24 protein-coding genes and 1 tRNA gene are annotated in these 25,229 nt (G+C 63.1%); 12 read left to right on the top strand and 13 right to left on the bottom strand.

The genetic code is table 11. The features are described from left to right. Positions 1–49: 49 nt before the first annotated feature. The 4 genes from AC4FWB_RS19475 (at position 50) to msrB (ending at position 2,773) form a co-directional block, all read left to right on the top strand. Positions 50–589 (top strand): sigma-70 family RNA polymerase sigma factor, encoded by a 540-nt coding sequence (locus AC4FWB_RS19475; protein ID WP_491027879.1) that lies wholly within the window; start codon positions 50–52, stop codon positions 587–589. Then, the gene (locus AC4FWB_RS19470; RefSeq protein ID WP_491027878.1) at positions 586–1,308 is read left to right on the top strand and encodes an anti-sigma factor; all 723 of its coding nucleotides are present in this window, start codon (positions 586–588) and stop codon (positions 1,306–1,308) included. Before AC4FWB_RS19475 ends, AC4FWB_RS19470 begins: the two co-directional genes overlap by 4 nt. A 196-nt stretch (positions 1,309–1,504) precedes the next feature. Then, complete coding sequence (locus AC4FWB_RS19465; protein ID WP_192252946.1) at positions 1,505–2,062, top strand: fasciclin domain-containing protein; 558 nt, start codon at positions 1,505–1,507, stop codon at positions 2,060–2,062. A gap of 207 nt (positions 2,063–2,269) precedes the next feature. After that, a complete protein-coding gene (gene msrB, locus AC4FWB_RS19460) occupies positions 2,270–2,773 on the top strand; it encodes a peptide-methionine (R)-S-oxide reductase MsrB (protein WP_491027877.1) in 504 nt (167 codons plus the stop codon). Between the two features lie 95 nt (positions 2,774–2,868). On the opposite strand, the gene AC4FWB_RS19455 is transcribed toward msrB, so the two are convergent. Beyond that, positions 2,869–4,473, bottom strand: a complete 1,605-nt coding sequence (locus tag AC4FWB_RS19455; protein ID WP_491027876.1) for a DHA2 family efflux MFS transporter permease subunit — start codon at positions 4,471–4,473, stop codon at positions 2,869–2,871. A 132-nt stretch (positions 4,474–4,605) separates the two neighbouring features. Further along, a complete protein-coding gene (locus AC4FWB_RS19450; RefSeq protein WP_491027875.1) occupies positions 4,606–5,799 on the bottom strand; it encodes an HlyD family secretion protein in 1,194 nt (397 codons plus the stop codon). A 135-nt stretch (positions 5,800–5,934) separates the two neighbouring features. On the opposite strand from AC4FWB_RS19450, the gene AC4FWB_RS19445 reads away from it, so the two are divergent. Beyond that, entirely contained in the window at positions 5,935–6,633 is a 699-nt protein-coding gene (locus AC4FWB_RS19445; protein ID WP_491027874.1) for a TetR/AcrR family transcriptional regulator, read from the top strand. A gap of 211 nt (positions 6,634–6,844) precedes the next feature. Next, a complete protein-coding gene (locus AC4FWB_RS19440) occupies positions 6,845–9,274 on the top strand; it encodes a DNA translocase FtsK (protein ID WP_491027873.1) in 2,430 nt (809 codons plus the stop codon). 416 nt (positions 9,275–9,690) lie between these two features. Here AC4FWB_RS19440 and yihA read toward each other — a convergent pair whose 3' ends face one another. From yihA to rpmH, 5 genes are all read right to left on the bottom strand, one after another. Beyond that, positions 9,691–10,362 carry a ribosome biogenesis GTP-binding protein YihA/YsxC gene (gene yihA / locus AC4FWB_RS19435; RefSeq protein ID WP_491027872.1) on the bottom strand — a complete coding sequence of 224 codons (672 nt, stop codon included), beginning with the start codon at positions 10,360–10,362 and terminating at the stop codon, positions 9,691–9,693. Next, positions 10,359–10,997, bottom strand: coding sequence for a CatB-related O-acetyltransferase (locus AC4FWB_RS19430; RefSeq protein ID WP_491027871.1), 639 nt, complete (start codon positions 10,995–10,997; stop codon positions 10,359–10,361). The genes yihA and AC4FWB_RS19430 overlap by 4 nt, the downstream gene beginning before the upstream one ends. Before the next feature lie 351 nt (positions 10,998–11,348). After that, entirely contained in the window at positions 11,349–13,181 is a 1,833-nt protein-coding gene (yidC, locus tag AC4FWB_RS19425; protein ID WP_491027870.1) for a membrane protein insertase YidC, read from the bottom strand. Positions 13,182–13,194: 13 nt separating this feature from the next. After that, on the bottom strand, positions 13,195–13,548 hold the full coding sequence (gene rnpA, locus AC4FWB_RS19420; protein ID WP_491027869.1) for a ribonuclease P protein component: 354 nt from the start codon (positions 13,546–13,548) through the stop codon (positions 13,195–13,197). A gap of 16 nt (positions 13,549–13,564) precedes the next feature. Beyond that, complete coding sequence (gene rpmH / locus AC4FWB_RS19415) at positions 13,565–13,699, bottom strand: 50S ribosomal protein L34 (RefSeq protein WP_008833937.1); 135 nt, start codon at positions 13,697–13,699, stop codon at positions 13,565–13,567. 256 nt (positions 13,700–13,955) lie between these two features. On the opposite strand from rpmH, the gene AC4FWB_RS19410 reads away from it, so the two are divergent. After that, positions 13,956–15,449, top strand: coding sequence for an ATP-binding protein (locus AC4FWB_RS19410; RefSeq protein ID WP_491027868.1), 1,494 nt, complete (start codon positions 13,956–13,958; stop codon positions 15,447–15,449). 176 nt (positions 15,450–15,625) lie between these two features. Then, positions 15,626–15,702: transfer RNA gene (locus tag AC4FWB_RS19405), tRNA-Arg, on the top strand. A gap of 555 nt (positions 15,703–16,257) precedes the next feature. On the opposite strand, the gene AC4FWB_RS19400 is transcribed toward AC4FWB_RS19405, so the two are convergent. Continuing rightward, entirely contained in the window at positions 16,258–17,064 is an 807-nt protein-coding gene (locus tag AC4FWB_RS19400) for an alpha/beta fold hydrolase (protein ID WP_491027867.1), read from the bottom strand. 673 nt (positions 17,065–17,737) lie between these two features. After that, entirely contained in the window at positions 17,738–18,040 is a 303-nt protein-coding gene (locus AC4FWB_RS19395) for a YdhR family protein (RefSeq protein WP_491027866.1), read from the bottom strand. 285 nt (positions 18,041–18,325) lie between these two features. Here AC4FWB_RS19395 and AC4FWB_RS19390 point away from each other — a divergent pair, with 285 nt between their 5' ends. Then, positions 18,326–19,033, top strand: a complete 708-nt coding sequence (locus AC4FWB_RS19390; protein ID WP_491027865.1) for a winged helix-turn-helix transcriptional regulator — start codon at positions 18,326–18,328, stop codon at positions 19,031–19,033. Between the two features lie 58 nt (positions 19,034–19,091). Here the strand turns inward: AC4FWB_RS19390 and AC4FWB_RS19385 are convergent, their stop codons facing one another. After that, positions 19,092–19,358, bottom strand: a complete 267-nt coding sequence (locus tag AC4FWB_RS19385) for a hypothetical protein (protein WP_491027864.1) — start codon at positions 19,356–19,358, stop codon at positions 19,092–19,094. A 93-nt stretch (positions 19,359–19,451) separates the two neighbouring features. Beyond that, positions 19,452–20,519 (bottom strand): adenylate/guanylate cyclase domain-containing protein, encoded by a 1,068-nt coding sequence (locus tag AC4FWB_RS19380; RefSeq protein WP_491027863.1) that lies wholly within the window; start codon positions 20,517–20,519, stop codon positions 19,452–19,454. A gap of 105 nt (positions 20,520–20,624) precedes the next feature. Between AC4FWB_RS19380 and AC4FWB_RS19375 the strand changes: the two genes are divergently transcribed. Continuing rightward, complete coding sequence (locus AC4FWB_RS19375) at positions 20,625–21,062, top strand: SRPBCC family protein (RefSeq protein WP_491027899.1); 438 nt, start codon at positions 20,625–20,627, stop codon at positions 21,060–21,062. A 241-nt stretch (positions 21,063–21,303) separates the two neighbouring features. Here the strand turns inward: AC4FWB_RS19375 and AC4FWB_RS19370 are convergent, their stop codons facing one another. Continuing rightward, positions 21,304–22,257 carry an aldo/keto reductase gene (locus AC4FWB_RS19370; protein ID WP_491027862.1) on the bottom strand — a complete coding sequence of 318 codons (954 nt, stop codon included), beginning with the start codon at positions 22,255–22,257 and terminating at the stop codon, positions 21,304–21,306. 172 nt (positions 22,258–22,429) lie between these two features. Between AC4FWB_RS19370 and AC4FWB_RS19365 the strand changes: the two genes are divergently transcribed. After that, a complete protein-coding gene (locus AC4FWB_RS19365; protein ID WP_491027861.1) occupies positions 22,430–23,329 on the top strand; it encodes an AraC family transcriptional regulator in 900 nt (299 codons plus the stop codon). A gap of 175 nt (positions 23,330–23,504) precedes the next feature. Here the strand turns inward: AC4FWB_RS19365 and AC4FWB_RS19360 are convergent, their stop codons facing one another. Then, a complete protein-coding gene (locus tag AC4FWB_RS19360; RefSeq protein WP_491027860.1) occupies positions 23,505–24,158 on the bottom strand; it encodes an SDR family oxidoreductase in 654 nt (217 codons plus the stop codon). 80 nt (positions 24,159–24,238) lie between these two features. Between AC4FWB_RS19360 and AC4FWB_RS19355 the strand changes: the two genes are divergently transcribed. Continuing rightward, positions 24,239–25,198, top strand: coding sequence for a LysR family transcriptional regulator (locus AC4FWB_RS19355; RefSeq protein WP_491027859.1), 960 nt, complete (start codon positions 24,239–24,241; stop codon positions 25,196–25,198). The last annotated feature ends 31 nt before the right edge of the window (positions 25,199–25,229 follow it).

Here is a 25,229-nt window from a genome sequence, read left to right as displayed (position 1 = left end):
GCGCCCGGCGCCCCGTTGCAAATAAATCGCAATCTTCTAATTTGCCCGCATGGGGCCTCAGGACATCAGCAAGCTGATCGTCCGGACTTCGATGAAGGACCGGGCTGCGTTCGATCTGCTGTACAAGCAGACCAGCGGGAAACTTTTCGGCGTCTGCCTTCGTGTATTGAGGGACAGGGGAGATGCGGAAGAAGCGCTGCAGGAGGTCTTCGTCAAGATCTGGACGAAGGCGGACCGCTTCGCGGTTTCCGATCTGAGCCCGATTTCCTGGCTGGTGGCGATTGCGCGCAACCATGCGATCGATCGCATCCGGGCGCGGCGCAGTCCTTCCGCCAACATCGACACCGCCCTCGACGTCGCCGATCCGACGCCGGGACCTGAGGCCATGGCTGTCGCGGGCGGCGAGACCGAGCGCATCCACCATTGCCTCGACGAATTGGAGAAAGACCGGGCCGCGGCGGTCCGGGGCGCCTATCTCAACGGCGAAAGCTATGCCGAGCTGGCGGAGCGCCACAAGGTTCCGCTGAACACGATGCGGACTTGGCTGCGGCGAAGCCTGCTCAAACTTAGAGAATGCCTGGAAAGATGACGCTGGCGGAAGACAACGGACCGGAACGCGGAGGCGACGACCTGCTCGCCGCCGAATACGTTCTCGGCGTTCTGGCGGCCGACGAACGCCAGATCGCGTCCCGCCGCATCGACACCGAGACGGCGTTTGCCCGCCTGGTCGACGCCTGGGAGGTCCACTTCGCGCCGATGGCGGCGGCCTATACCGCGGTCGAGCCTCCGGCATCGGTCAAGGCGGCGATCGACCGTCGGCTGTTTGCCTCTTCAGCCGCCACATCCGCCGCGCCCAGCGCCGGCCTGTGGTCGAGCCTTGCCTTCTGGCGCGGCCTTGCCGCCGCCGCGATTGCCGCCTTGGCCGTCTATGTCGCCCTGCCTTTCGTCAATCCGCCGGCGCCGCAGCCCGAGACCAGGCTGGTTGCATCGCTTGCCGCCGACAACAGCAACGTCAAATACCTCGCCGTCTATGATGCGGCCCGCCACGAGGTCGGCCTCTCGCTCGTTTCCGGTGAGCGCGGCTCCGGCAAGGACTTCGAGCTGTGGATGATCGAGGGCAAGAACGCGCCGGTCTCGATGGGCGTCATCCCCGCCGGCCAGACCGCGCGCATGGCGGTCACGCCGGCCGTCCAGCAGAAGCTGGCGCAGGGCGCCGTGCTCGCCGTCAGCCTCGAGCCGACCGGCGGATCGCCGACCGGCCAGCCGACCGGTCCCGTCGTCGCCGCGGGTGACCTGAAGGGCATCTGATAATTTCAAAGGTTAATCGAAGTCTACCTGCCGGTCATTTGTCGGCATGAGCGTCTTTCCACGCGTATGAATCGGAAATCTCTGAATTCTAACCGGCGAGAAAAAATCTTCGATGGCCGGTGAAACTAAGTTTTTGGGTCTCCCGTATTTCATCACGTTCCCACGAACGGGAAAACAACCCGAGGAGACTGACATCATGCGTAAACTCGCCACCCTTTTGCTTGCCTCGACGATCGGCCTTTCCGCGCTCGGCGCCGTTGCCTATGCCGCCAATCCGATGGTCGGCGGCGCGCCGATGTATGCCAAGAAGAACATCATCGAGAATGCCGTCAATTCCAAGGACCACACCACGCTGGTCGCCGCCGTCAAGGCCGCGGGCCTTGTCGACACGCTGCAGGGTGCCGGTCCGTTCACCGTCTTCGCCCCGACCAACGAGGCTTTTGCCGCGCTGCCTGCCGGCACGGTCGAGACGCTGCTCAAGCCCGAGAACAAGGACAAGCTGACCAAGATCCTCACCTGCCACGTCATCGCAGCCAAGGCGATGGCCGCCGACGTCGCCAAGATGGCCAAGGCCGACGGCGGCGCGCATGAGGTCAAGACCGTCGGCGGTTGCGCGCTGACGCTGAAGTCCGCAAAGGGCAAGGTCACCGTGACCGACGAGAACGGCAATGTCGCCCATGTCACGATCGCCGACGTGCGCCAGTCGAACGGCGTGATCCATGTCATCGACAAGGTTCTCTTGCCGAAGATGTAACGAAAGGCTTGCTGTCGACGAACAGGCAGTAGTTCCTTCTGACCGATCGCGTGGTTTGTCTGTGTGTTTCGCGGTCGGTAAGCGTCCGCTCCGCGCCGTGGCTTCGTCATCGGAGCCCGGTGCGGGGCGCCCGTCAGGGGGCGTCAACGGCCTTTTGATTTCCCGTGGGTCGCTGAATCTGGCAAATAGACAGCAGGAGACATGGTAATGAACCGTCGCGACTTTCTTTGGAGCGGCGCGGCCGCGACCGCCTTGATGATTGGCACCGGAGCGGCGTTGCGCATGGGCGGCGCGAAGCCGGCCCTGGCCGCCGAGACCTTCGAGGTCGTCAAGACCGATGCCGAATGGCACGCCATACTTTCCGACGCCGCCTTCGACGTGCTGCGCAAAGAGGGCACCGAATATCCGGGCACCAGCCCGCTGCTCAACGAGCACCGCAAGGGCATCTTCGCCTGCGCGGGCTGCGACCTGCCGGTCTATCCGTCGGAGACGAAATTCGATTCCGGCACCGGCTGGCCAAGCTTCTGGCAGGAGATCCCCAACGCCATCGGCAAGACCGAGGACCGCTCGCTCGGCATGACCCGCACCGAGGTGCACTGCCGCCGCTGCGGCGGCCATCTCGGCCATGTCTTCGACGACGGCCCGCCGCCCACCGGCCTGCGCCACTGCATCAACGGCGTGGCGCTGAGCTTCAAGCCGGCCGCGGCCTGAGGCACTTCAATCCTTCTTGAAAAGACATGACCCCGGAAATCGTCGCCGATTTCCGGGGTCACACGTTGAGGATGCCAGGCGGGGGTTCCGGCTCCTCAATGGCCTCCGCCGCCACCGCCGCCCTGCTGGGCCGGCTTGCTGATGAACAGCACGAAGAATCCGAGCGTGGCGAACAGCACCGTCAGCAACATGAACACGTCCATGAAGGAGAGCAGCGCCGCCTGCTGCTGCACCATTCCGGACAGTTTCGAGATCGCCGCGCTGGTCGCGTCGAGACCGGCGGTCTGCTCGAAATTCAGCGTCATGTTCTGCAGCTTCGTCTGCGCGGCCTCGCTGCCCCACTGCACGTGCTCGGAAAGCCGCGCATAGTGGAAGGCGTTGCGGTCGATCAGCACCGTGTTGATGATTGCCAGGCCGACGGCGCCGCCGAGGTTGCGGGTCAGGTTGAACAGGCCTGACGCATTCTTCAGCCGCTCCGGCGGCAAGGTGCCGAGCGCGATGTTGTTGATCGGCACCATGCACAGCATCATCGAGCAGCCGCGCAGGATCTGCGGGATGAGCAGCTCCCAGAAATCCCAGTCGGCGGTCAGGTGCGTCATCCACCAGGTGCCGGTGGCAAAGCCGAAGAAGCCGACCATCATCATCACCCGCAGATCCATCTTGCTCGACAGGATGCCGGAGATGGGCGCGGTGAAGAACATCGCCAGGCCGCTGACGAACAGCGCCTCGCCGATCATCATCGAATCGTAGCCGCGGATGCGTCCCAGGAACACCGGATAGAGATAGGTGAGCCCGTAGAGGCCGATGCCGACGACGAAGGAGAATAGCGAGCCGAAGGCGAAGTTGACGTTGCTGAAGGCCCTGAGGTCGACGATCGGCTCCTCGGCGGTGAAAACGCGCCAGAAGAATATGACCGCGCCGATGGTCATGATGATGGCGCAGGCGAACACCGCCGGCTCCTGCAGCCAGTCGTGGTTCGGGCCTTCCTCCAGCACATATTCCATGCAGCCGAGGAAGGCGGCCATGCCGACAAGGCCCCACCAGTCGAACTTTGAGAACAGCTTGAGGTTGGGCTTGTCGAAATCGATCAGCGCCCAGGCCGCCGTCGCCACCAGTACGCCCGGCACGACGTTGATCAGGAACAGCCAGTGCCAGGACATGGCGTGGCTGATATAGCCGCCGACCGTCGGGCCGATGGTCGGCGCCAGCGTCGCCACCAGGCCGATCATCGGCGAGACGACGGCGCGCCGCGACGGCGGGAAGATGGTGAAGGCGGCCGCGAAGACGCTCGGGATCATGCCGCCGCCGATGAAACCCTGGATGGCGCGGTAGACGATCATCTGGTCGATGTTGGTCGCGGTCGCGGCGAGCGCGCTGGCCGCGGTGAAGCCGGCGGCGGCGATCGTGAACAGGACGCGCGTCGACAGCATCCGGCTGAGGAAGCCCGACAGCGGGATCATGACCACCTCGGCGATCAGATAGGCGGTCTGCACCCACGGGATCTCGTCGGAGCTGGCGCTGAGGCCCGCCTGGATCTCGGCGAGCGATGCCGAGACGATCTGGATGTCGAGGATCGCCATGAACATGCCGAACACCATCGCCAGGAAGGCAATGACACGGCGCACCGGCATATGGTCGGCGGGCGCGGCGGCGGCCGGCCGTGCCGGCATTGATCCTGCGGTGATGGTTGCGGTTGCCATTTGATGGGCTTCCCTTCAGCAATTCCGGGAAACGCGTAGCGGTTTTCCGTCTAGAATTGCGTCAAAACAAATACCTGGCAGGCTGGGCGGCTCAGCGCTCAATCGGCCACTGAACCGCCCCCCCAAAAGTGCCTAGTTCGTCGTCGAGGCCGGCGCGGTGCGGCTGTCGGCGGCGACGACGACGCTCAAGCCGGCACGCAGCTTGCCGGTCTTCAGCACGTCCGCCGGCACGTCGATGCGGACCGGAACGCGCTGCACGACCTTGGTGAAGTTGCCGGTGGCGTTTTCCGGCGGCAGCAGCGAGAACACCGCGCCGGAGGCCGGCGCCAGCGACGAGACCGTGCCTTCGAATGTATGGCCGTCGATGGCATCGACCGTGATGCGGACCTTCTCACCGGGCACCAGCCGGCCAAGCTGCGTCTCCTTGAAGTTGCCGACGATGTAGAGCTTGTCCATCGGCACGACGACGGCGAGCTTCTGGCCGGGGCTGACGAGGTCGCCCTGCTCGACCGAGCGGTTGCCGACGACGCCGTCATAGGGCGCCTTGAGCACGGTGAAGGAAAGGTCGCGCTGGGCCTTGTCGCGGGTGAGCTGCAGCGAGGCGAGCGTGCTCGCCTGCTCCGCGCGCTGGGCCTCGAGCACGCCGATATTGGCCTGGGCCGCGGTGATCTGCGCGTCGGCGCCGGCAAGCGCGGCCTTGGCCTGGTCGAGCGCCGTCTGGGCGTCGTCGAGCTGCGCCTGCGTGCCGACATGCGTCTTGACCAGCTGCGCCGCGCGGGTCTGGGCGCGCGCCGCGTTGTCGGCAGCGGCCTGGTCGGCGATCTTCTGCGCCTCGGCCTGCGCCAGCGAGGCCTGGGCCGCCTTGGTCTGAGCGTCGATGCGGTCGAGCGTCTTGCTCAAGGTCGCGATCTGCGCCTCGGCCTGGGCAACGGCGATTTTGTAGTCGCCGTCGTCGATGACGAACAGCGGATCGCCGGCCTTCACCTGCTGATTCTCGCTCACCAGCACCTTATCCACATAACCGGAGATTTTTGGCGACACGAACGACATGTCGGCCTGGACATAGGCGTCGTCGGTGGAGATCATGAACCGGCCGTCGGTCCAATAGTTGTAGCCGTACCAGGAGCCGGCGCCGAGGAGGGCAAGCCCGATGATCGGCAGGAGGAAGGAACGGACAGAGCGCTTCTTCTTGGCCGGCGCTTCGACAAGCGCGACGGGAGCGACAGGAGCAGGCTGCAGAGGCACTTCCGGAGCCTCGGTCGACGGCTGGACCTTGGCGTTGGGAAACGTACGGACTTCGGCGGTGGCGGGCGCGTTCGAGGACATGGTAATCTCTCTGGAGTAAGTCAGTCAGACTGAACCGTTCGGTTCGAATTGGTGATTGACATAGCGTGTAAAGAGGCCCATATCAAGTGCAAATCGAACCGCTTGGTTCGAAATATTTCGTGAGGTGTGACTTTAATGGTCGAAACGACAGCGGACAGCGATCTGCTCGACCTGCGCAAAGGCCGTCCGGCGGCCGGGCAGGATCCGGTCAAGCGGGCCCAGATCATCGAAGGCGCGCGCCGCGTCTTCATCGACAAGGGCTTCGAGGCCGCCTCGATGAACGACATCACGCGCGAGGCCGGCGTCTCCAAGGGCACGATCTACGTCTATTTCGCCAACAAGGAAGAGCTGTTCGAGGCCCTCATCGAGGAAGAGCGCGGCACCATCTTCAAGAACATGTATGAGGTGCTCGACCATTTCGAGGACCTGCGCAAGACGCTGGTGAAGTTCGGCATGGTGCTCTCGGCCAAGATCACCTCGGCCAAGGTTATCCAGGCGCAGCGCACGGTGGTCGGGGCCTCCGACAGGATTCCCGAGCTTGGCGCGCGCTTCTACGAGCGCGGGCCGAAGCGCGGCCATGACAAGGTTATGGTCTTCCTCAATGAAGCCGTTGAGCGCGGCCTGCTTGCGATCGACGATGTCGACCTCGCCGCCTATCAGTTCACCGAGCTGTGCCTCGCCGGCCTCTTCCGCCAGTGCATCTTCTCCTATCGCACCAAGGCGCCGAGCCCGGCCGAGATCGAGCATGTCGTCCGCTCCGGCGTGAACGTCTTCCTGAAGGCCTATGGCACCGAGAAGCTTGCGGCCGAGGAGCGGGCGTCGGAACCGGCGTGACCGAACCCCTGACGGGCTGAAGGATCGCGACGCACTTTGACGCAAACGCCGGAATGCCGGCAGCGTCGTGACCGGTGCCGGTTAGACACGCCCTTCCAACTCAACTCGACCGTCGATCGGCTGCTTCGCGGAGCCTTTCGGAAGAGCTTGTTAACCATCGGTTCCTATGTCTCGGGACAGGTTTGTTCGATGAGTCTCGAGTATGACATCCATGCGTTTTTCCCGTGCCAATCCTTCCGGTGCTTCCACCTACGACAACGACGATTACCATCGTCCGGAGGGGGCGCGGGATCGCGGCGCGGCTTCGCCGCAGCAAGGGCAAACGGGGCAGGTCGTCACGCTGCGAACCCCTGTTGAGGGCGAATCGAACACCGGCTCCTTCGATCCGGCTGGCGGCGGCGAGTTCGGCCAACCGGCCTGGCAGCAATATTTCTTCCTCGCGCCCAATGTGCGGTTCACCCGCACGCCGGATTCCGATAAGCGGCCTGCGCCGCAACCGGATGATGAAGCGCCGGCCAAGGCGGCGACCGCCCCGCGTGATTCCATCCGCCCCGCGCCGTCAGCCCCTCAGGCCAACCCGGTCCGGGCGATTCCCGCTGCAGTCTCCACGGTGCCGCAGCAAGCCAGCGCCACGCGGCCGCAGGCCGTCACCGCGCAGGTACAAAAGCCGCAGCCGCAACCGCCGAAATTTCGCTGGTCCTATCTTTCCGACGATGCGTTTTTCGAGTTCAGCATGCCCTTGCTTGCCGAGCGCCTGGCGCGGGCTCACCTGACCGATCCGTCGCCATCGCCCGCCGCTCCCGCGACGGCGAAACCTGCCGCAGCGCAGCCGAACTCGTCCCGCCCTGCTGCCATCGGTGAGGCCACGTCGTTCTACCGCGTCATCGAATGGCGCGCGAATGGGCCGGCCGCGGGCCCTGCTTCGGTGACAGCGCCGGCCGACACGCCTGCCGCCCGGCCCGCTCCGGCGGAGGTCGAGCCGCGCGCCCCCGAAGCGGTGGCCGCGCCGGGTTCCGTTGCAAAGAGCGTACGGACCGCCAGGCCCGCGGCCTCCCTGCCTGTCGCCGGCAAGGTCGTGGTGCCGGCCGCCGCGACGGGCTACGCACTTCCTTCCGAGGACCTTTTGCAGATGCCGCCGGAGGGCCAGGGCTTCTACATGTCGCAGGAGCGGATGGAACAGAACGCCGACCTGCTCGAAAGCGTGCTGGAGGATTTCGGCGTCAAGGGCGAGATCATCCATGTCCGGCCGGGTCCGGTCGTCACGCTCTACGAGTTCGAGCCGGCGCCGGGCGTGAAATCCAGCCGCGTCATCGGGCTCGCCGACGACATCGCCCGCTCCATGTCGGCCGTCTCGGCACGCGTCGCCGTGGTGCCGGGCCGCAACGTCATCGGCATCGAGCTGCCCAACGAAACACGCGAGACGGTCTATTTCCGCGAGCTGATCGAATCGGCCGGCTTCCGCAACACGGCCTGCAAGCTGGCGCTCGGCCTCGGCAAGACGATCGGCGGCGAGCCGGTCATCGCCGACCTGGCCAAGATGCCCCATTTGCTGGTCGCGGGCACCACCGGCTCCGGCAAGTCGGTCGCCATCAACACCATGATCCTGTCGCTGCTCTACCGGATGAAGCCGGAGGAATGCCGCCTCATCATGGTCGACCCCAAGATGCTGGAACTGTCGGTCTATGACGGCATCCCGCATCTGCTCACGCCCGTCGTCACCGATTCCAAGAAGGCGGTCACGGCGCTCAAATGGGCGGTGCGCGAGATGGAGGAGCGCTACCGCAAGATGGCGCGCCTTAGCGTGCGCAACATCGACGGCTACAACCAGCGCGCGGCCACCGCCCGCGATAAGGGTGAGGTCGTGGTCATGCAGGTGCAGGTCGGCTTCGAGAAGGGCACGGGCGAGCCGCTGTTCGAGGAGCAGGAGATCGACCTCGCGCCGATGCCCTACATCGTCATCATCGTCGACGAGATGGCCGACCTGATGATGGTGGCCGGCAAGGAGATCGAAGGCGCCATCCAGCGGCTGGCGCAGATGGCGCGGGCCGCCGGCATCCACCTGATCATGGCGACGCAGCGCCCGTCGGTCGACGTCATCACCGGCACCATCAAGGCCAATTTCCCCACCCGCATCTCCTTCCAGGTGACGTCGAAGATCGACAGCCGCACGATCCTTGGCGAGCAAGGCGCCGAGCAGCTGCTCGGCCAGGGCGACATGCTGCACATGGCCGGCGGCGGGCGCATCGCGCGTGTGCATGGCCCCTTCGTCTCCGATCTCGAGGTCGAGCACGTCGTGGCGCATCTGAAGGCGCAAGGGCGTCCGGAATATCTCGATACGGTCACCGCCGACGAGGAAGAGGAGGAAGAGGCGGCCGACGCGGGTCCGGTCTTCGACAAGGGCTCGATCGACGCCGAGGATGGCGACGCCCTCTACGAGGAAGCCGTCAAGGTGGTCAAGCGCGACAAGAAATGCTCGACCTCCTACATCCAGCGCCGCCTCGGCATCGGCTACAACCGCGCCGCCTCGCTGGTCGAGCGCATGGAGAAGGAAGGCCTGGTCGGCGCTCCCAACCATGTCGGCAAGCGTGAAATCCTCGCCGGCCGGCGGGACCACGCGCCGGAACGCGACGAGACGGATTGAGCAGGGCAATCGAATACGAAATGCCCCACCCTTAAACCACAGGGGGAATCCCGGCGATCACGTTGACTGGCGGCAAAAACACCGGTGATTTTGGTCGGAAACAGCGGCGACATCGGTCCCCCTCGAGGCAGGGCAATCGCATATGGCGCTCCCCCTCTCCGTCTCGGCTTCGCCGAGCCACCTCTCCCCCGCCTTTGGCGGGGGCGAGGAACCCAAGCCTTCCAAGGCGCTACCTCAGCGATTGGCGTTTCCTCGCCCCCATGAAATGGGGGAGAGGTGGATCGGCGCGCAGCGCTGAGACGGAGCGGGGGCCAGCGCTGCCATGTGCGATTGCCTGCCCCTTGTGGGGGGGGTAGGGGTGGGGTAGGTGCCAAGCAACTTTTCCCATCCCATGTGAGATCGCCATGCGAGGCGCTTCAGCCGCCGTTCGCCACCAGCGCGATCGCCGCGCGCAGTTCGTCGAGCCCAACGGCCTTTTCCGATGACGTCGCCAGAACCGCAGGAAAGGCCGCCGGCCGCTTCTTGATCTTGGCCAACGTCTCCTCGATCAGCCTCGGCACGCCGGCCGCCTTGATCTTGTCGGTCTTGGTCAGCACGACCTGGTAGGAGACTGCCGCCTTGTCGAGCAGCGACAGCACCTCCTCGTCCTTGGCCTTGATGCCGTGGCGGGCATCGATCAGCACATAGACGCGCTTCAGCGTGACGCGTCCCTGCAGATATTCAAAGATCAGCTTCGTCCAGGCATCGACCTTGTCCTTCGGCGCGCTGGCATAGCCGTAGCCCGGCATGTCGACCAGCGCCATCGGCGGCAGGTCGGCGCCTTCGCCAGAAAAACCGTCCGGCACGAAATAGTTGAGCTCCTGCGTGCGCCCCGGCGTGTTGGAGGTGCGCGCCAGGCCCTTGTGGCCGACCAGCGCATTGATCAGCGAGGATTTGCCGACATTGGAGCGGCCGGCAAAGGCGATCTCCGGCGGCCCTTCCGGCGGCAGGAACTTCATCGACGGCACGCCGCGGATGAAAATCCAGGCGCGGGTGAACAGGTCGGTGTCGATCGTCGTTTTATCGGATGTCGTGTTTGGCGCGTTCAAACCGCGGCCTCCAGCTTGGAAATGTCGGCGCCACGGATGGCGTCGAGGTTGCGGCCGATCTTGTCGACCGGCCAGTCCCACCAGGCCGCCTTCAAAAGCCGCCGCACCGTGAACTCGTCGAAGCGCATCTTCACCACCCTGGCCGCGTTGCCGGCGACGATCGCATAGGGCGGCACGTCGTGCGTGACAACCGATTTCGCGGCGACGATCGCGCCATGGCCGATCTTCACGCCGGGCATGATCACCGCATCCATGCCGATCCAGACATCATTGCCGACGATCGTGTCGCCGCGGATCTCCTTGGACCAGGTCTGCGGGTCGAACCCTTCCTCCCAGCCATGGCCAAAAATGTCGAACGGATAGGTCGAGAAGCCGGACATGGCATGGTTGGCGCCGTTCATGATGAAGCGCGCGCCCTCGGCGATGGCGCAGAACTTGCCGATGATCAGCCTGTCGCCAATGAAGGCATAGTGGTGCAGCACGCATTTCTCGGCGAATTTGTCGGGACCGTCGGGATCGTCGTAATAGGTGAAGTCGCCGATCTCGATATTGGGCGCATTGACCAGTCCCTTCAGGAAGCCGACGCGCGGATGCATCGCGATTGGGTGCTTGATGTTGGGATTGGGTCCGGTCATGGGCTGCTCCATACGCCCTCGAAGCGAGAAGGAGCTTATAGGGCTGCTCAATGTCCCGGTCTACCGGAGCGCTGAATGGAACCGGGGTCCCGCCACGGGACCCCGGCCTGCCGGACGGCCTCCCAAACACCGGCGTCGTCGCGCCGGAAGCCGTCGCGGCCTTATTGGGGAGGACCGGGTAGCTACGAGACAAGGCGCGCTGGAGTTTCGCGCGGCGAAGCGCGTTCCGTAAGAAAGTTCGCGAGTTTCTGCGCGAAGGGCATTGGACGATAACAAAACCCCCGAAGGTTGTGTCCAACTTTCGGGGGTCAGTTCAGCGCCGGGGTTTTTGGTGTTCGGGTCGGGCGCCGGCTATTCCGCCGGCGATGGTTTCTTGCGGAACAGCGCCGCCAGATTGTCCCACAATTCGATCTTGGCACCCTGGCGCTTCATGATCACGCCCTGCTGCAGGATCGAGAGCAGGTTGTTCCAGGCCCAGTAGATGACGAGGCCCGCCGGGAAGCTGCCCATCATGAAGGTGAAGATCACCGGCATCCAGGTGAACACCGCGGCCTGCGTCGGGTCCGGCGGCGCCGGGTTCATGCGCATCTGCAGGAACATGGTGATGCCCATCACCACCGCCCAGGCGCCCATATGCGGCAGGAAAGCCGGCGGAGCGAAGGGCAGCAGGCCGAACAGGTTGAACAGCGAGGTCGGATCGGGCGCCGCAAGGTCGTGGACCCAGCCGAAGAACGGCGCATGCCGCATCTCGATGGTGATGTAGAGCACCTTGTAGAGCGAGAAGAAGACCGGGATCTGCAGCGCCACCGGCCAGCAGCCGGCCAGCGGATTGATCTTCTCCGTCTTGTAGAGCTCCATCATCGCCTGCTGCTGCTTCATCTTGTCGTCCGCGTATTTCTCGCGGATCTCCAGCATCTTCGGCTGCACCTTCTTCATGTTCGCCATCGACGCGTAGGACTTGTTGGCTAAAGGGAAGAAGATGGCCTTGACGATGACGGTGGTGGCGAGGATCGCCAGCCCGAAATTGCCGAAGAATTTGTAAAGCGTGTCGATCAGCCAGAACATCGGCTTGGTGATGAAGTGGAACCAGCCCCAGTCGATCAGGAGGTCGAAGCGCTTGATGTGGCGGTCTTCCTCATAGGCGTTGATCTTGGCGACTTCCTTGGCGCCGGCGAACACCTCGGTCTCGACGGTCGCCGACTTGCCGGCCTCGACATTGATCGCATCGGTCAGGAAATCGGACTGATAGCTATGGCTGTGCGGGCCGGCGTTGAAGTCGAAATAGGAATAGGTGGGCTGGAACGGCTGCTTCTCGGTCGGCACCAGCGTCACCGCCCAGTATTTGTCAGTGATGCCGAGCCAGCCGTCGGTCGACTTGCCGGGCTTGACCTGCTTGTCCTTTTCGATCGCCGCGTATTTGTGCTCCTGCAGCCCTTCGGTGCCGGTAAAGCCGATCAGGCCTTCATGCAGCACATAGGTGCTGGCCACCGCCGGCTTGTCGAAGCGAGTGACGCGGCCGTAGTTGAACAGTGAGACGGCGGCGCTGCCCGAATTCTGCACGGTGTCGGAGACCGTGAACATGTAGTCGTTGTCGACCGAGATGGTCCGTTTGAACGTCAGGCCCTTGTCGTTGGTGTAGGTCAGCGTCACCGGCGTCGAAGGCGTCAGGGTCGGATTGCCGTCGACGCTCCACACCGTATCCGCGCCGGGCACCGTTCCGGTCTTGTCGTTGCCGACGAAGCCGATCTCGGCGAAATAGCCGTTGGGCAGCGATGACGGGTTGAGCAGCTCGATCTCGGGCGAGTTCTTGTCGACCGTCTCGGTGTAGTGCTTGAGCTTCAGGTCGTCGAGGCGCGCGCCGGTCAGGTTGATCGAACCTTCGAGGCTCGGCGTGTCGATCTTGAGACGCTTCGTCGCGGCAATGGCCTGGTCGCGGCTGGCCGCGGTGACGGCTTCGCTGCCGGGCGCGGTTGGAATGGCGCCTGGAGCCGGAGCCGGCGTTCCGGCCGCGCCGGAATTGGCGGCACCGCCCGCTTCCTTCTTCTGCGCCTCGGCGCGCTGCTGCTCGATGCGTGCCGTCTCGCGCTGCTGCTCCATGCGCGGGTTCATGTAGAACACCTGCCACAGCGTCAGGATCAGCACCGACAACGCGATGGTGATGAAGAAATTGCGGTTGTTTTCCATCGAAAGCCTTGGCCTATCGTGTTCCGCGCAGCCGGCGGGAAAGCTCGGCCTTCAACTGGCCGAACGGAATGGCAAGCACGTCTTCGCGCCCGACGATGACATAGTCATTACCGGGCGCCATGTCATCGGCGGCATGCGTGCGCACGGCTTCTCTCAGCCGCCGCCGGACGCGGTTGCGCACCACGGCGTTGCCTACCTTCTTGGTGACGGTGTAGCCGACGCGTGGCGCGGAAACGTCGCCACGGTCGAGAACCTCGACGAGAAAAAGCCGCCCGCGGCGCTTCTCGCCGCCGCGCACAGCCAGGAAATCCGCGCGTTTCAGAAGCCGCCCGGGAATTTGTCCCTTTGGCTTGCCGGTTGCGGGCAACGATCTCGTCTTTCGTTCAGGCACTGAGCCGCTTGCGGCCGCGGTTGCGGCGGGCAGCAACGACGCCGCGACCACCCTTGGTGGCCATGCGGGCACGGAAACCATGCCGGCGCTTGCGGACGAGTTTGGACGGTTGGTAGGTACGCTTCATTTGTTTTAATACCGCGGCGTGCGGCCCTTCTTGATTCTGTCACTCTGTAACAGGAGCTTAGCCGGGCCGGTTTTAGGCGCGATCGAAACCGCGCCGGGACGAATGGCCCGAGCGTGAGCGGGCTTATAGAAAGAAGGTTTTTGGAAGTCAATCCGGCCCGTCCAGGAGCATTTTTTCACGGGGCCGAAGGCGAAATTGGCAAAAAAGCCGCAAATCGCATAATCTTGACCATTCAAGCCTTCGTGAAGACCACGTCATGACGAGTGAAGTCCTGTCCACGGATGAAAAAGCACGCCCGGAGACGGTGAGCTCGCCGCGCCGGGTGCCGCTGTCGCGCGGCCTGTCGACGAAGCTTCTTTTGCTCACCATCGTCTTCGTGCTGCTGGCCGAAATCCTGATCTTTCTGCCCTGGATCGCCAGCTACCGGGTGAACTGGCTGAAGGAGCGGCTGAGCACCGCCGCCGCCGTATCGATCGTCTTGTTGCAGGGCGAGCCCAACTCGCTGTCGCACACCGCCCAGAACGACGTGCTGATGGCGATCGGGGCCAAGGCGATTGCCGTGCGCGACGGTGGCGTCTCCCGGCTGCTGGTCGTGGCCGACATGCCGCCGAAGGTCGACGAGCATGTCGACATCGCCAATGTCGGCCTGGTCAACGGCATGACGGGCGCGCTGGAGACGCTGTTCGCCGGCGGCAACCGCATGCTGCGCGTCTTCGGCCCGGTCGGCGACAGCGACAAGGAATTCGAGCTGATCATGCCGGATCGCAGCCTGCGCAATGCGATGCTGCGCTATTCGCGCAACGTCGCCGTCGTCTCGCTGCTGATCTCGCTGTTCACCGCCATGCTCGTCTATGCGGCGATCGACCTGATCATGATCGGCCCGATCCGCACCATGACGCGCTCGATCCTGTCTTTCTCCGAGGCGCCCGACGATCCCGGCCGCATAATCTGCCCGACGGAGCGCGCCGATGAGATCGGCGTTGCCGAGCGCGAGCTGGCGCAAATGCAGGACCGGCTGCAGAAGATGCTCTCCGAGCAGAAGCATCTCGCCGACCTCGGTCTCGCCGTATCGAAGATCAATCACGACATGCGCAACATCCTGGCATCCGCGCAGCTGATGTCGGACCGCCTGCGCCAGGTGAAGGATCCGACCGTGCAGTCCTTCGCGCCGAAGCTTTTGCGCGCGCTCGACCGCGCCGTCGCCTATTCGGAGGGCGTGCTCGCCTATGGCCGCACGCAGGAACCGGCGCCGTCGCGGCGGCGCCTCAGGCTGCGCCAGCTGGTCGATGACGTGCACGGCCTGCTCGACATCGAGGAAGGCATCGAATTCATCAACGCCGTCGAGCTCACCTTCGAGGTCGATGCCGATTCCGACCAGCTCTTCCGCGTGCTCACCAATCTCTGCCGCAACGCGGTGCAGGCGATGGCCGCCGACACCGAAAGCGCGGTGGTGCGCCGCCTCGCCGTCTCGGCCGAGCGGCTTGGCAGCGTCAGCCGCATCATCGTCACCGACACCGGGCCCGGCCTGCCGCCCAAGGCGCGCGAGAACCTGTTCGCGGCCTTCCGCGGTTCGGCGCGCAGCGGCGGCACCGGCCTGGGTCTGGCGATCGCCTATGAACTGATCCGCGCCCATGGCGGCACGGTGGAATTGGTCGAATCGATCGGCGGCCGCACGGTCTTCGCCGTCACCATCCCCGACCAGCCGGTGCGGCTCGACCAGGCCCGCAACGGCCTGCGCCGTCCGGCTTGAGGGTTACCATCTTCGGTTCGGCCCGATCCGAGGTGCGACACACCTTGATCGCACCTGCGACAAAACTTTTGCCGGATCGGCTTGCTTTTCCGAAATTCAGTCGTTAGGGAACACTCCACATCGCGGCCGGCCGTCTCGACCGGATCGCGGGGCTTGTGTCACACACGGCCTGTTGCGCGCCCGTAGCTCAGCTGGATAGAGCACCAGACTACGAATCTGGGGGTCAGGAGTTCGAATCTCTTCGGGCGCGCCAACAATCTCAAAGGTTAGCGAAACCGCACCGTTTCAAATTGACGATCTGAAACGGTTTGAGCGATGGGACACGCCTGCGCTGCCGCCGCAGCGAACGCTCGGCGCTTTGTCTTCGCATGCGAATATCGATGAAGCGTGTCTTCGACGTCTGCTTCACGGCCCTTTGCGGACGTTCATCGTGTTTGTTCAAAGGTCCGCTTGGCGGGGGTCCTCTCAGTCCTCGAAATCAACCGACTCGTCACCGACCTGCGGGCCTCAGCGGTCACCGACTAGGCGGCCGCCGAGGCATGAACCGAGCGCATGAGGAATCTCCGCGATGTTTTCGAGACGGTCGCTCGACGTCTCGCTCATGCGGGCCTTTTGCAGAGCGGATGGAGTGTGGGCGCGGCGGCGGGAACTTTATGTGGCCGGGCGCACACCCGAGTATCTGATGTTCGAAGTAGACCTCGCGGCGCTTTGGACATCGGGCAAGCGCATGTCCACCCGTCGCAAGCCTCGCGCCAAGAGGGCCTCCTCGTGCGGATGCGCTCTTTTTGGGCACAGCGAGGGCCGGGCTCTATCCCGCCTGCCGACTCAGGAAGGTCAGCGTCTTCGCGTTAAACTCAGCGACGTTTTCGTAGATCGGGGCATGGGAGCAGTCTTCGAACACCACCAGTTCGCTGTTGGCAATGCCGCCGTTCAACGTATCCGCGAAACGAGCTCCGGTGACGAGATCGTATCGGCCGAAGGTGATCTGGGTCGGCGCCTTGATCTTGGCGAGCTGAGCCGCGGCATCGTGGGCAATGACTGCCTCGGATTGTTGCAGGAAGGCGGCAAGCGGCTGGGCCGGTCGGCCGCGCACGAAGGACGCGAGTGCCTCGATATGCTCGGGCTTTGACGCATAGAGCTCCGGTGTGAAGCACCAGGGAAAGATGCCTTGGATGATCATCTCGGTTACGCTGCCAAGGCCTTTGGCCATCGACTGCCAGCCTTGGACTACAATTTTCAGATAGGGGTCGGATTTCGCCCATGCGCTGTGGAGCGACAACGATTTCACCCGCGCGGGATGTTTGGCGGCGAGCCACATGCCGACAGCCGCCCCCAACGACAGTCCGGCGATGTGGACGCGATCCAACCCAATGGCGGCAATGAAGGCAGCAACATCGTCTGCAAAGAGCTCGGTCGAATAGGCTCCGGCCGGCTTGTCACTTTCGCCAACGCCGCGCGGATCGATCGAGATGCAGGTGAACTGCTTGGCGTAGTCTGCGACCTGAAACGCATAGCATGCATTGTCGGCAGCAAGGTAGGGGATCAGCAGTAGCGGATCGCCGGTGCCCTGCTGCTCATAGTTGATGGTGATGTTGTTGGCCTTGATCTTCGGCATGGCGTCTCCTCCCTTTTGGGAACACCGTATATGCGCGTTTGACCGAGGGGGCCGGGGCTTGGCGTGAGCTATCGCTTCCGACGCCGACGCCCCTGGGCGTAGCAGCCATTGTCTCACGACTCTCTGCTGCTGGCGAGCACTCGTTAACTCGGGTGGAACGAGATCGGCTCGGTCTCAGCGAGAACCTCTGCCCCGCCTTCGACATCGACGGCGAGGAGCAGCGTGCTTTCGAAGGCAAAGTCGGGTTGATGCGAAAGGACTATGGAAAATGTGCCAAAGCGCAACCACCCCCCGCGCTTAGCAGGAAGTCCTGTAAAGGGACCCAATTCTCCGACTCGATGAGTGGAGGCGGATGACTGCTCATGGCGCAAAGCGGACCCCTCGTGGCGTTAGCCCGACGATGGAGCCGAAGAGGCCTTCCGGCGGGCGATGGCGGACGCTTGGGTAGCATGAGCAACAGGGAACTCCTAACTTGTCGCTCATCCACCGCAACATTTGTCCGAGCTGGATATCGCGTAAGTGATTGAAATACAATGATAAAGTGTGAGCTGTGAACTACGAATCTGGGGGTCAGGAGTTCGAATCTCTTCGGGCGCGCCAGATTTCTGAAACCAAGCCAGCAGCGTTCGAGCCCAGTTCCGCCGCAACAGCGCCCTCCCAACCTCCGAGAATACTACTTCACCGGGCCACGTGTGATGGTCGTGAGTTCTGCGATCACGTCAAACGCCTTGATGCTCAACGTCGGGTCACCTTTCATCTCCGCAATAATTGGCCCGTCCAAGAAGGCGCGCACTGCGGCGTCATCGTCGAATAGGTAGATCCCGCCAGCTTCGCTTTGGGCCTCGTTTATGATCCAGACCTTCCAGCGCAGGCCAGGTATGTCCGCGATGGGCTGAGCATAGGGCAGGTTTTCTCTCTCATACCCGGCCCTCGGCCCGTTGAGCTTGTAGTTGATCTGAAGGATTTTGGCCGACATGTCTTTCCTCCCTTATTCTCTGTAGACGTTGCATGGCCACAAGCGACCCTCCATGCGTCCCTTGTTGAGTTCGCGCGGACGACCAAGAAAAGTGCCCGACACGCGCAGTGCGGTCCGGCCTAGTCTCCATGGTAACCACCGATGGTTGGGGTTGCTCGAATGACGATCACCATGACGGCAGAAGGCGGGCAGGTGCTAGAGCAGCTTCGGAAGTGATCCGCTTCAGATTGTGAACTGGCCTTAGACCTCCGCAAGGACTAACTTGCGGCACAGGAGTGGTCGGCCATGACGCGACGGCCTTACGGACTGATCTGCCCGATCTCGCTCGCCTGCGAGATCCTGGGACCGCGCTGGACGATCCAAATCCTGACCGAGCTCTGGAACGGATCGACCCGCTTCAACGACATTCGCAAGGGGGTGGGTAACATCTCGTCCGCCATCCTGTCGAAGCGGCTCAAGGAGATGGAAGCGTCGGGCCTGGTCGAGCGCGTCGAGGACAGGACGGCGGGCACGGTCGACTATTTCCGCACCGAGAAGTCGATCAAGCTCGAACCGGCGATGAACGCGCTGGCGGAATGGTCGCTATGCAACATCGAGGCCGAGATCGCGCTCAGCGGTGCGGATGCTTCGACCATCATGTGGGCCGTGCGACGAATGATCGACCTCTCTGAACTGCCGCGGCGGCGCGCCGTCATCCGCTTCCATTTCCGCGACGATCCCCCACCGAAGTATCCCCATTACTGGTTTGTGGTCGAGCCAGGCGCGGACTTGCCCGAGCTATGCTCACTCGACCCCCGCCGGGACGTCGACCTTTACGTCGAGACCGGCGTTGTTTCGCTAGGGGCCATCATCGAGGGCCGCTCCAGCATCGAGCGCGAGAAAGAAAGGGGCGGCCTTTTCCTGAGCGGCGATCCCGGCCTTGCCCGCAGCATGGACCGTTGGCTGCGACCCTCGGTCTATGCAGCGCTCGAGGGAATCGTCCAGCTTTCTTGAAAGCCATATGGCTTGCCTCAAAAAGCTATGGCGCAAACAACAGCATAGCGGTGCCCAGCTATCCCGGCATTCTCAACGATTTCTGCCAGGCGAACGCCATACCGGCGGTCTCGGCACGACCAGCCGCCTCACCGGGATGGAACCGCCATCGGCTGCGGCAGGCGGCTGATCCGGTGGAACGACCAAGGAAGGAGAGGGCAACGAAGAGCGCGGCAGCGCCGAAATCGAGCGCGACGGTCGCGGTGCCGGCCCAGGTAGCAAACTTGCCACCGATCGCCGGCCCAACCAGCATGCCGGCATAGTAGACGGTGTAGAACACCCCCATCCCGATCGATCGCGTCCTTTGATCGAGCCACCCGCGCCGGCAAGGATACCCAGTCTTTCGGGAGCTTCGCGACTTGCAATCTTTGGAATCGCCTCAGGGCTGGATCGCATAGACGCTGCAAGGCGCAGCAATTCCATGCAGTTCATGGTCCCCCAATCGATATAGTTTTTCGGATGTCTCCGCTGCGAAGTCTCCTGATATGAGGACGTCCCGGCCAAGCGACCGGCACAGTCCTTCAAGCCGACTGACGAGGTTGACCGCTCTCCCTATCGCGGTAAAGTCCAGTCTGTCAGCGGTGCCGATATTGCCCCAGAATATCTCGCCGACATGCAGTGCTATTCCAAATGCGAGCTCGGGAGCATCCTGCTGCCGTCGCAAATCGTTCAGATGATCCATCCCTGCTTGCGCCGCCTTTACGGCGCGAACTGCGGCATTGCAGGCAGATCGGGCGTTGCGTTCGCCAATCGGGAAGATCGCGAGAACGCCATCCCCGATAAACTTCAGCACCTCGCCGCCGAAAGCGTGAACGGCGCCGGCCACGCGGTCGAACCAGGCGTCGAGCGCCTGCACCACGTCCCCGGAAGGTGACCTTTCAGATAGCGGCGTGAAACCGCGCAGGTCCGCGTAGAGCAATGCGGCGCGAATGGTCTCGCCGTGCTCGCGGCGCGATTGGCCGCCGAGCACCTGGGCGGCGCTGCGCTTGCCGAGATAGGCTTCAAGCAGTGCGCCAAGGGTCGACCGTGCAACCAGCACGGCGAGAGGCGCCGTAGCGAAACGGGAAACATCGCTCAGCAAGGCGGCTTCCGCGTCGTCCAGCGGACGTGTCATTACCCATTGGAGCCTGGCTGCTTGCGCAGTCGGTTCAACATCCGCCTCCGCGGGGAAACCCGACAGGCCGTCCAGCCAAACGCGGGCGACACTTTCATCGGCCTCCACCGAAAAGCCGAAGCCAAGCGCTTCGATGACTTGTCCCGTATCCGCGCGCCACAGCCATGTCCGGCGTGCGATGATCGGGTGTGAGGCCTCCTGGGTCAGTGCCCCGCCGAGCAATGGTAATCCGTCGGCCGTCAGCTGGGTTGCGAGGCCTGTCAGAAAAGCGTCTGCATCGACGCAGGCGGCAGCATCATCAAGCAGAAAAGCGAGTGACTTTGGCAGCTTCATCGTGGGGATCATGCTATGCTGATCAGCGCCTGTCGTCAGCTTCTCAAAATCTTCGGGCAGGCGGAAGAACAGCCTTACGTCTCATCGTACGCCGGAGCTCCACCGATGGCTGCAACGCTTTACACAGAGATCGAAGTCTCCGCCCCTCAGGCAACGGTATTCGCGTTGCTGACAGATCCGGACAAGATCCTACGATGGATCGGCACGGAAGCAACCATCGAAGCAAACCCTGGCGGCATCTACCTCGTCAATGTCGGCGGCAAGCATGTGGCGCGCGGCGAGTTCACGGAGGTGATCCCGGTTCACCGTCTCGCCTACAGCTTCGGTTGGGACGACAACGACACCGTGCCGCCGGGATCGAGCCTCGTCGAGATTGATCTGGTGGCAAAGGATAGCGGTACACTCGTCCGCCTCACGCACAGCGGGCTGCCGAACGAAAAGGAACGCGTCAGCCATCAGAAAGGCTGGAACCATTATCTGGGACGACTGAAGGTTGTCGCGGCGGGCGGACAAGCGGAACCGGACGGGCCGATGGAAATGTAGACGCCTATGCCTTGGCCGGCTGGGGCGTGTCGCCTGCTGGCCGGAGGCAACGGCAACCTGCTTGGTCACAGGCGATCATCCCGCAGAACGAGATGATCGCCTGCCGTATCGCTTGGAGCGGCGGTCCGAGGACTTAAAGCAATCCCAGGAAAAGTGCGCAGCGGTTTTCCGTCCGGAATTGCGTAAAAACAAAGAGTTAGAGCAGTTCATCGATTCTATCAAACGCTGAACTGCTCTAGACCTACATTTCTTGTTCCCAAAAGCCGCGGGTGTTCACGTCAGCGGCGTCGGCAAAAGCTTCCAGCTCCTTGATGTCGTCGCTGGTGAGCGTGATGCCGCCGGCTCGGACCAGACCCTCGATATAATGGGGCTTTGTGACGCCGATGATCGGCGTCGTGCCCTTGGCGATGGCCCACGCTGTCGCGACGTCGGGCGCTGCTGCACCCTGGCTCCGGCCAATCGAGGCGAGCTTGTCCGTCAGGGCCTTCAGCTGAGCCAGCATGCCATTGTAGGTCTTTGCCCGGCTGCTGCCTTCCGGCAGCGGGTTCTCCGGGCTGTACCTGCCGGTCAAGGCGCCCTGTTCGAGCACCATATAGGCGAAGAACGGGATGCCTTGGTTGCGGCAGTAGTCCAGGATGCCAGCGTGCTCGGAGCTGCGGTAGAGGAGGCTATAGTGGTTCTGGACGGCTTCGACCCGGAACCCGGCTTCGCCCAGGATCCGGTCGGCGAGCTTGATTTCGCTCAGGTTGTGATTCGAGACGCCGACATGTTTGACCTTCCCGCTCTTCAGCAACGGAATGAGGTGCGGAGTCCACCGCGGCACATCGGCTGGATTGTGAATCCAATAGAGGTCGATGTAGTCGGTGCCGAGGTTGGCCAGACTCTGCTCCAGCATGTCCGCCACCGGATCGTCGCTGCTTCCGGCGATCCGCGGGTTGAACTTCGTGGAGAGCTGGTAGTCGCCGCGGGCGTAGCGGTTCAGTACCTTCCCGAGTACGGTCTCGGAACGGCCCATGCCGTACACCAGGGCGGTGTCCCACAGGGTGAACCCGGCCGCGTGGGCCTTGTCGACGACCTCTTCCAAACCAGCCTGAGTGAGGCTGCTGCCGAAGTAGCCGTCGCCAGTCTCGCCGCTGTCGCCCCAGGCCCACGTGCCCAGTGCGACCGTGGGGGTCTTCAGATTATCGGTTGTCATGTTCTGCTCCATCCTTGTTCCGCGGCCAGGTATGCTGTGACCCAGGCGCTGCCGACACTGTGATGCGCGGCGGCGCCGAACCGTCAGCCTGATGCGCCGGGATTCCTGCCCAATCCTCCAGAAGCTGCGGTTCGCATTGCCGCACTTCCGCGCGCGTGCGATGGTCCGATTCATGGAAACACTGACCGAAATCGCGGCCGTGATTGCCCGGCACGTCTCGAAGGACGGCTTCCACGCCACCCCCATCGAACGCGTGACGCTTGTCCGATCCTCCACGGTGACGATGCCGATGCCGAATGTTTACCGGCCGCAACTGTGCCTCGTCGCGCAGGGGCACAAGGAGGTCACGCTGGGCGACCGCGTGTTCAGATACGCACCGGGGCGCTATGGGGTCGTGACCTACGACCTGCCGGTGATAGGCCATGTGGTCGAGGCGACGCCTGACAAGCCCTATCTCTGCCTGTACCTCGACTTCGATCCGGTCATGCTGGGGGAGTTGGCGTTGCGCGTGCCGCCGCCGCCGGGAGCGCCATCCTCGCCCATAGGCAAGACGGTGTCCGACGCCGGCGCCGGCCTGCTCGACGCGGCGCTACGCCTGCTGCGCCTGCTCGACGATCCGGCAGCGCTGCCCGTGCTCGGGCCGCTTGCCGAGCAGGAAATTCTCTATCGCCTGCTCGCCGGCCCGGACGGCGCCAGGATGCGCCACATCACCTCCAGCCAGGGTCGGGTGGCCCAGGTCGGGCGCGCCATCGCCTGGATCGGGAAGAACTTCCGGGAACGGTTCAGCATCGAGCGGCTTGCCGCGGAAGTAGGCATGAGTCCGTCGAGCCTGCACGAGCATTTTCGCGCCGTGACGGCGATGACGCCGCTGCAATTCCAGAAGCAGCTCAGACTGCAGGACGCGCGAAGCCTGATGCTGGTCGATGACATCGACGTCACGACTGCCGCCTTGCGCGTGGGTTACGAAAGCGCGTCGCAGTTCAGTCGCGAATATCGCCGCCACTTTGGAGAACCGCCGGCGCGCGACATAGCCCGCTTGCGCGCTTCGCCGGGCTTGGCAGTGGTAGCTTGAGTTCAGCTTACCGATGTCGGCGCATCAACGTTTAGTCCAAGTATCGCCCCCCGGAGACGCCTATCAACGCATCTCTGTTCATTTCTGGCGTCGTGGTGGAAGTCTTACGTCAAGGCGTTCTCGGAAGGCGAGCGCGGGACGCCCGCGCTCGCACATCAGAGCTGAAGTGTTCGCACTACGGGTGATAGATTTCTTCGACGGTCCAGCTCTCCTGGGGCTGGGCGTGAAGCTGCCAGAAACGATCGGCGATATCGGTGATCTGAGACGTCCCTGCTTCCACGAAACCGGCGACGGTGACGGTTCCGACATGGACGCCGCACGACTTGTAGTCGTCGAAGAGGCCCTGCGCCAAGGCGCGAATACCAGCTTTGCCGATGCTGATCGAAATATATTCCGGGTGGGGGGCCAGCGCGAAGCCACCGCCTGTCAGCAGGATCGTCCCCGTCTTCCTCGCCTTCATGTGGCGCCCAGCGGACTTAACCACGGCCAAGGCGCCGCCAATGTTGACAGCGAGATCCGTATTGAAGGATGCGGCTGGCTGTTCCTCCAGCGTTGCGTGCCGGAGGTTGGCCGCATTGTAGTGGAGGACGTCAATTTCACCGAATTCCTCGCGGACGCTCTCGACGAGTGCGCTTACCGCCTGGACATCTGCAGCATCGACCGCGCGAACGTGGACTTCCACACCCTTCGCCCGCAGACTTGCGGCGAATTGCTGGCACTTTTCCACATCACGAGCGCTCAGCACCAAGCGAAATCTTTCGGACGCGAAACGTTCGGCCGTGGTGATTCCAATACCGGGGCCCGTTCCAATGCTGAGGAAGGTTTTCATCTCTCTATCTCCTTTTGAGTTGCGCAACCTCGTTATCTCATGCATTGTTGGCAGTAATTACGTATTGAGGCATATAACAAATGCAAAAACGGCATCAATTGGATCACCACGGATCGCAGATTGAAGAACTGGAAGCTTTTGTGGCTGTGGCCCGGGCCGGGAGCTTCGCCGCCGCCGCCGTGGCGCTGGAACGTGACCCCTCGGTAATTTCCAAAAGAGTGAAGCAATTGGAGCAACGCGTTGAGGTGCCGCTTCTGGCTCGAACAACGCGGCGGGTCGCCCTGACCGAAGCCGGCGACTTCTACTTCCACAAGGTGCAGACGGTACTGGATGAGTTGAAAGGCGCCAATCGTGAGGTCGTCGACTTGGCTTCCTCACCAAGGGGGCTTCTCCGAATTTCGCTTCCGCAAACCTTCGGGCGCAAATGGGTGGCGCCTCTCCTTCCACAGTTTCTGACGAAGTTTCCCGAAATCCGGATAGATGCCCGCTTTACCGACCGGTTTGTCGATCTTGTCGCTGAATCCTTCGACGTCACAATCAGACTCGGAGCGATGGTCGACAGCTCCCTTACCGGCAAGAAGGTCGCTAGCTATCGAAACATCCTGGTCGCCTCACCCGACTATCTGGAGGTACGTGGCTATCCGCAGGCGCCCGATGAGCTTGAAGTGCATTCGTGTCTTGGTTTTCCGAGTCACGCCTCTTGGCCGGACTGGCCTCTGGAAAAGGGCGGTATTCGGAAGACTGTTCGACCCAGAGGGGCGATGATGGCCGACAATTCGGAAGTCATACTTGAAGCGGCATTGCAGGGCCTTGGCATCATGCTAGCACCGGAATGGCTGGTCGCGCCGGAGATCCAATCCGGACGGCTCGCCGAGGTCCTGCACGGATGGGCTGGCCCCAGTGACCTCGGCATCTACATCGTGCTTCCGCCGGGCCGCATGACACCAACCAAGACGCGGGTGTTCATCGACGAATTCGCTCAGGCGATTAAGTCGAAATGGACCGGGACAATGTCACCCACCACAATGCGGGTCGGTTGAGTTGGTCCAAGTGAACCTGCCGAGTATCTCA

It is taken from the genome of Mesorhizobium sp. LEGMi-168a (assembly GCF_058312955.1).
This window is presented reverse-complemented; position numbering and strand designations above follow the sequence as displayed.

What these genes read in the sequence shown, in the direction of transcription:
- AC4FWB_RS19475 (WP_491027879.1), top strand. Translation starts at nt 50, where the DNA reads ATGGGGCCTCAGGACATCAGCAAGCTGATCGTCCGGACTTCGATGAAG.
- AC4FWB_RS19470 (WP_491027878.1), top strand. Translation starts at nt 586, where the DNA reads ATGACGCTGGCGGAAGACAACGGACCGGAACGCGGAGGCGACGACCTG.
- AC4FWB_RS19465 (WP_192252946.1), top strand. Translation starts at nt 1,505, where the DNA reads ATGCGTAAACTCGCCACCCTTTTGCTTGCCTCGACGATCGGCCTTTCC.
- msrB (WP_491027877.1), top strand. Translation starts at nt 2,270, where the DNA reads ATGAACCGTCGCGACTTTCTTTGGAGCGGCGCGGCCGCGACCGCCTTG.
- AC4FWB_RS19455 (WP_491027876.1), bottom strand. Translation starts at nt 4,473, where the DNA reads ATGGCAACCGCAACCATCACCGCAGGATCAATGCCGGCACGGCCGGCC.
- AC4FWB_RS19450 (WP_491027875.1), bottom strand. Translation starts at nt 5,799, where the DNA reads ATGTCCTCGAACGCGCCCGCCACCGCCGAAGTCCGTACGTTTCCCAAC.
- AC4FWB_RS19445 (WP_491027874.1), top strand. Translation starts at nt 5,935, where the DNA reads ATGGTCGAAACGACAGCGGACAGCGATCTGCTCGACCTGCGCAAAGGC.
- AC4FWB_RS19440 (WP_491027873.1), top strand. Translation starts at nt 6,845, where the DNA reads ATGCGTTTTTCCCGTGCCAATCCTTCCGGTGCTTCCACCTACGACAAC.
- AC4FWB_RS19430 (WP_491027871.1), bottom strand. Translation starts at nt 10,997, where the DNA reads ATGACCGGACCCAATCCCAACATCAAGCACCCAATCGCGATGCATCCG.
- yidC (WP_491027870.1), bottom strand. Translation starts at nt 13,181, where the DNA reads ATGGAAAACAACCGCAATTTCTTCATCACCATCGCGTTGTCGGTGCTG.
- rpmH (WP_008833937.1), bottom strand. Translation starts at nt 13,699, where the DNA reads ATGAAGCGTACCTACCAACCGTCCAAACTCGTCCGCAAGCGCCGGCAT.
- AC4FWB_RS19410 (WP_491027868.1), top strand. Translation starts at nt 13,956, where the DNA reads ATGACGAGTGAAGTCCTGTCCACGGATGAAAAAGCACGCCCGGAGACG.
- AC4FWB_RS19400 (WP_491027867.1), bottom strand. Translation starts at nt 17,064, where the DNA reads ATGCCGAAGATCAAGGCCAACAACATCACCATCAACTATGAGCAGCAG.
- AC4FWB_RS19395 (WP_491027866.1), bottom strand. Translation starts at nt 18,040, where the DNA reads ATGTCGGCCAAAATCCTTCAGATCAACTACAAGCTCAACGGGCCGAGG.
- AC4FWB_RS19390 (WP_491027865.1), top strand. Translation starts at nt 18,326, where the DNA reads ATGACGCGACGGCCTTACGGACTGATCTGCCCGATCTCGCTCGCCTGC.
- AC4FWB_RS19385 (WP_491027864.1), bottom strand. Translation starts at nt 19,358, where the DNA reads ATGGGGGTGTTCTACACCGTCTACTATGCCGGCATGCTGGTTGGGCCG.
- AC4FWB_RS19380 (WP_491027863.1), bottom strand. Translation starts at nt 20,519, where the DNA reads ATGAAGCTGCCAAAGTCACTCGCTTTTCTGCTTGATGATGCTGCCGCC.
- AC4FWB_RS19375 (WP_491027899.1), top strand. Translation starts at nt 20,625, where the DNA reads ATGGCTGCAACGCTTTACACAGAGATCGAAGTCTCCGCCCCTCAGGCA.
- AC4FWB_RS19370 (WP_491027862.1), bottom strand. Translation starts at nt 22,257, where the DNA reads ATGACAACCGATAATCTGAAGACCCCCACGGTCGCACTGGGCACGTGG.
- AC4FWB_RS19365 (WP_491027861.1), top strand. Translation starts at nt 22,430, where the DNA reads ATGGAAACACTGACCGAAATCGCGGCCGTGATTGCCCGGCACGTCTCG.
- AC4FWB_RS19360 (WP_491027860.1), bottom strand. Translation starts at nt 24,158, where the DNA reads ATGAAAACCTTCCTCAGCATTGGAACGGGCCCCGGTATTGGAATCACC.
- AC4FWB_RS19355 (WP_491027859.1), top strand. Translation starts at nt 24,239, where the DNA reads ATGCAAAAACGGCATCAATTGGATCACCACGGATCGCAGATTGAAGAA.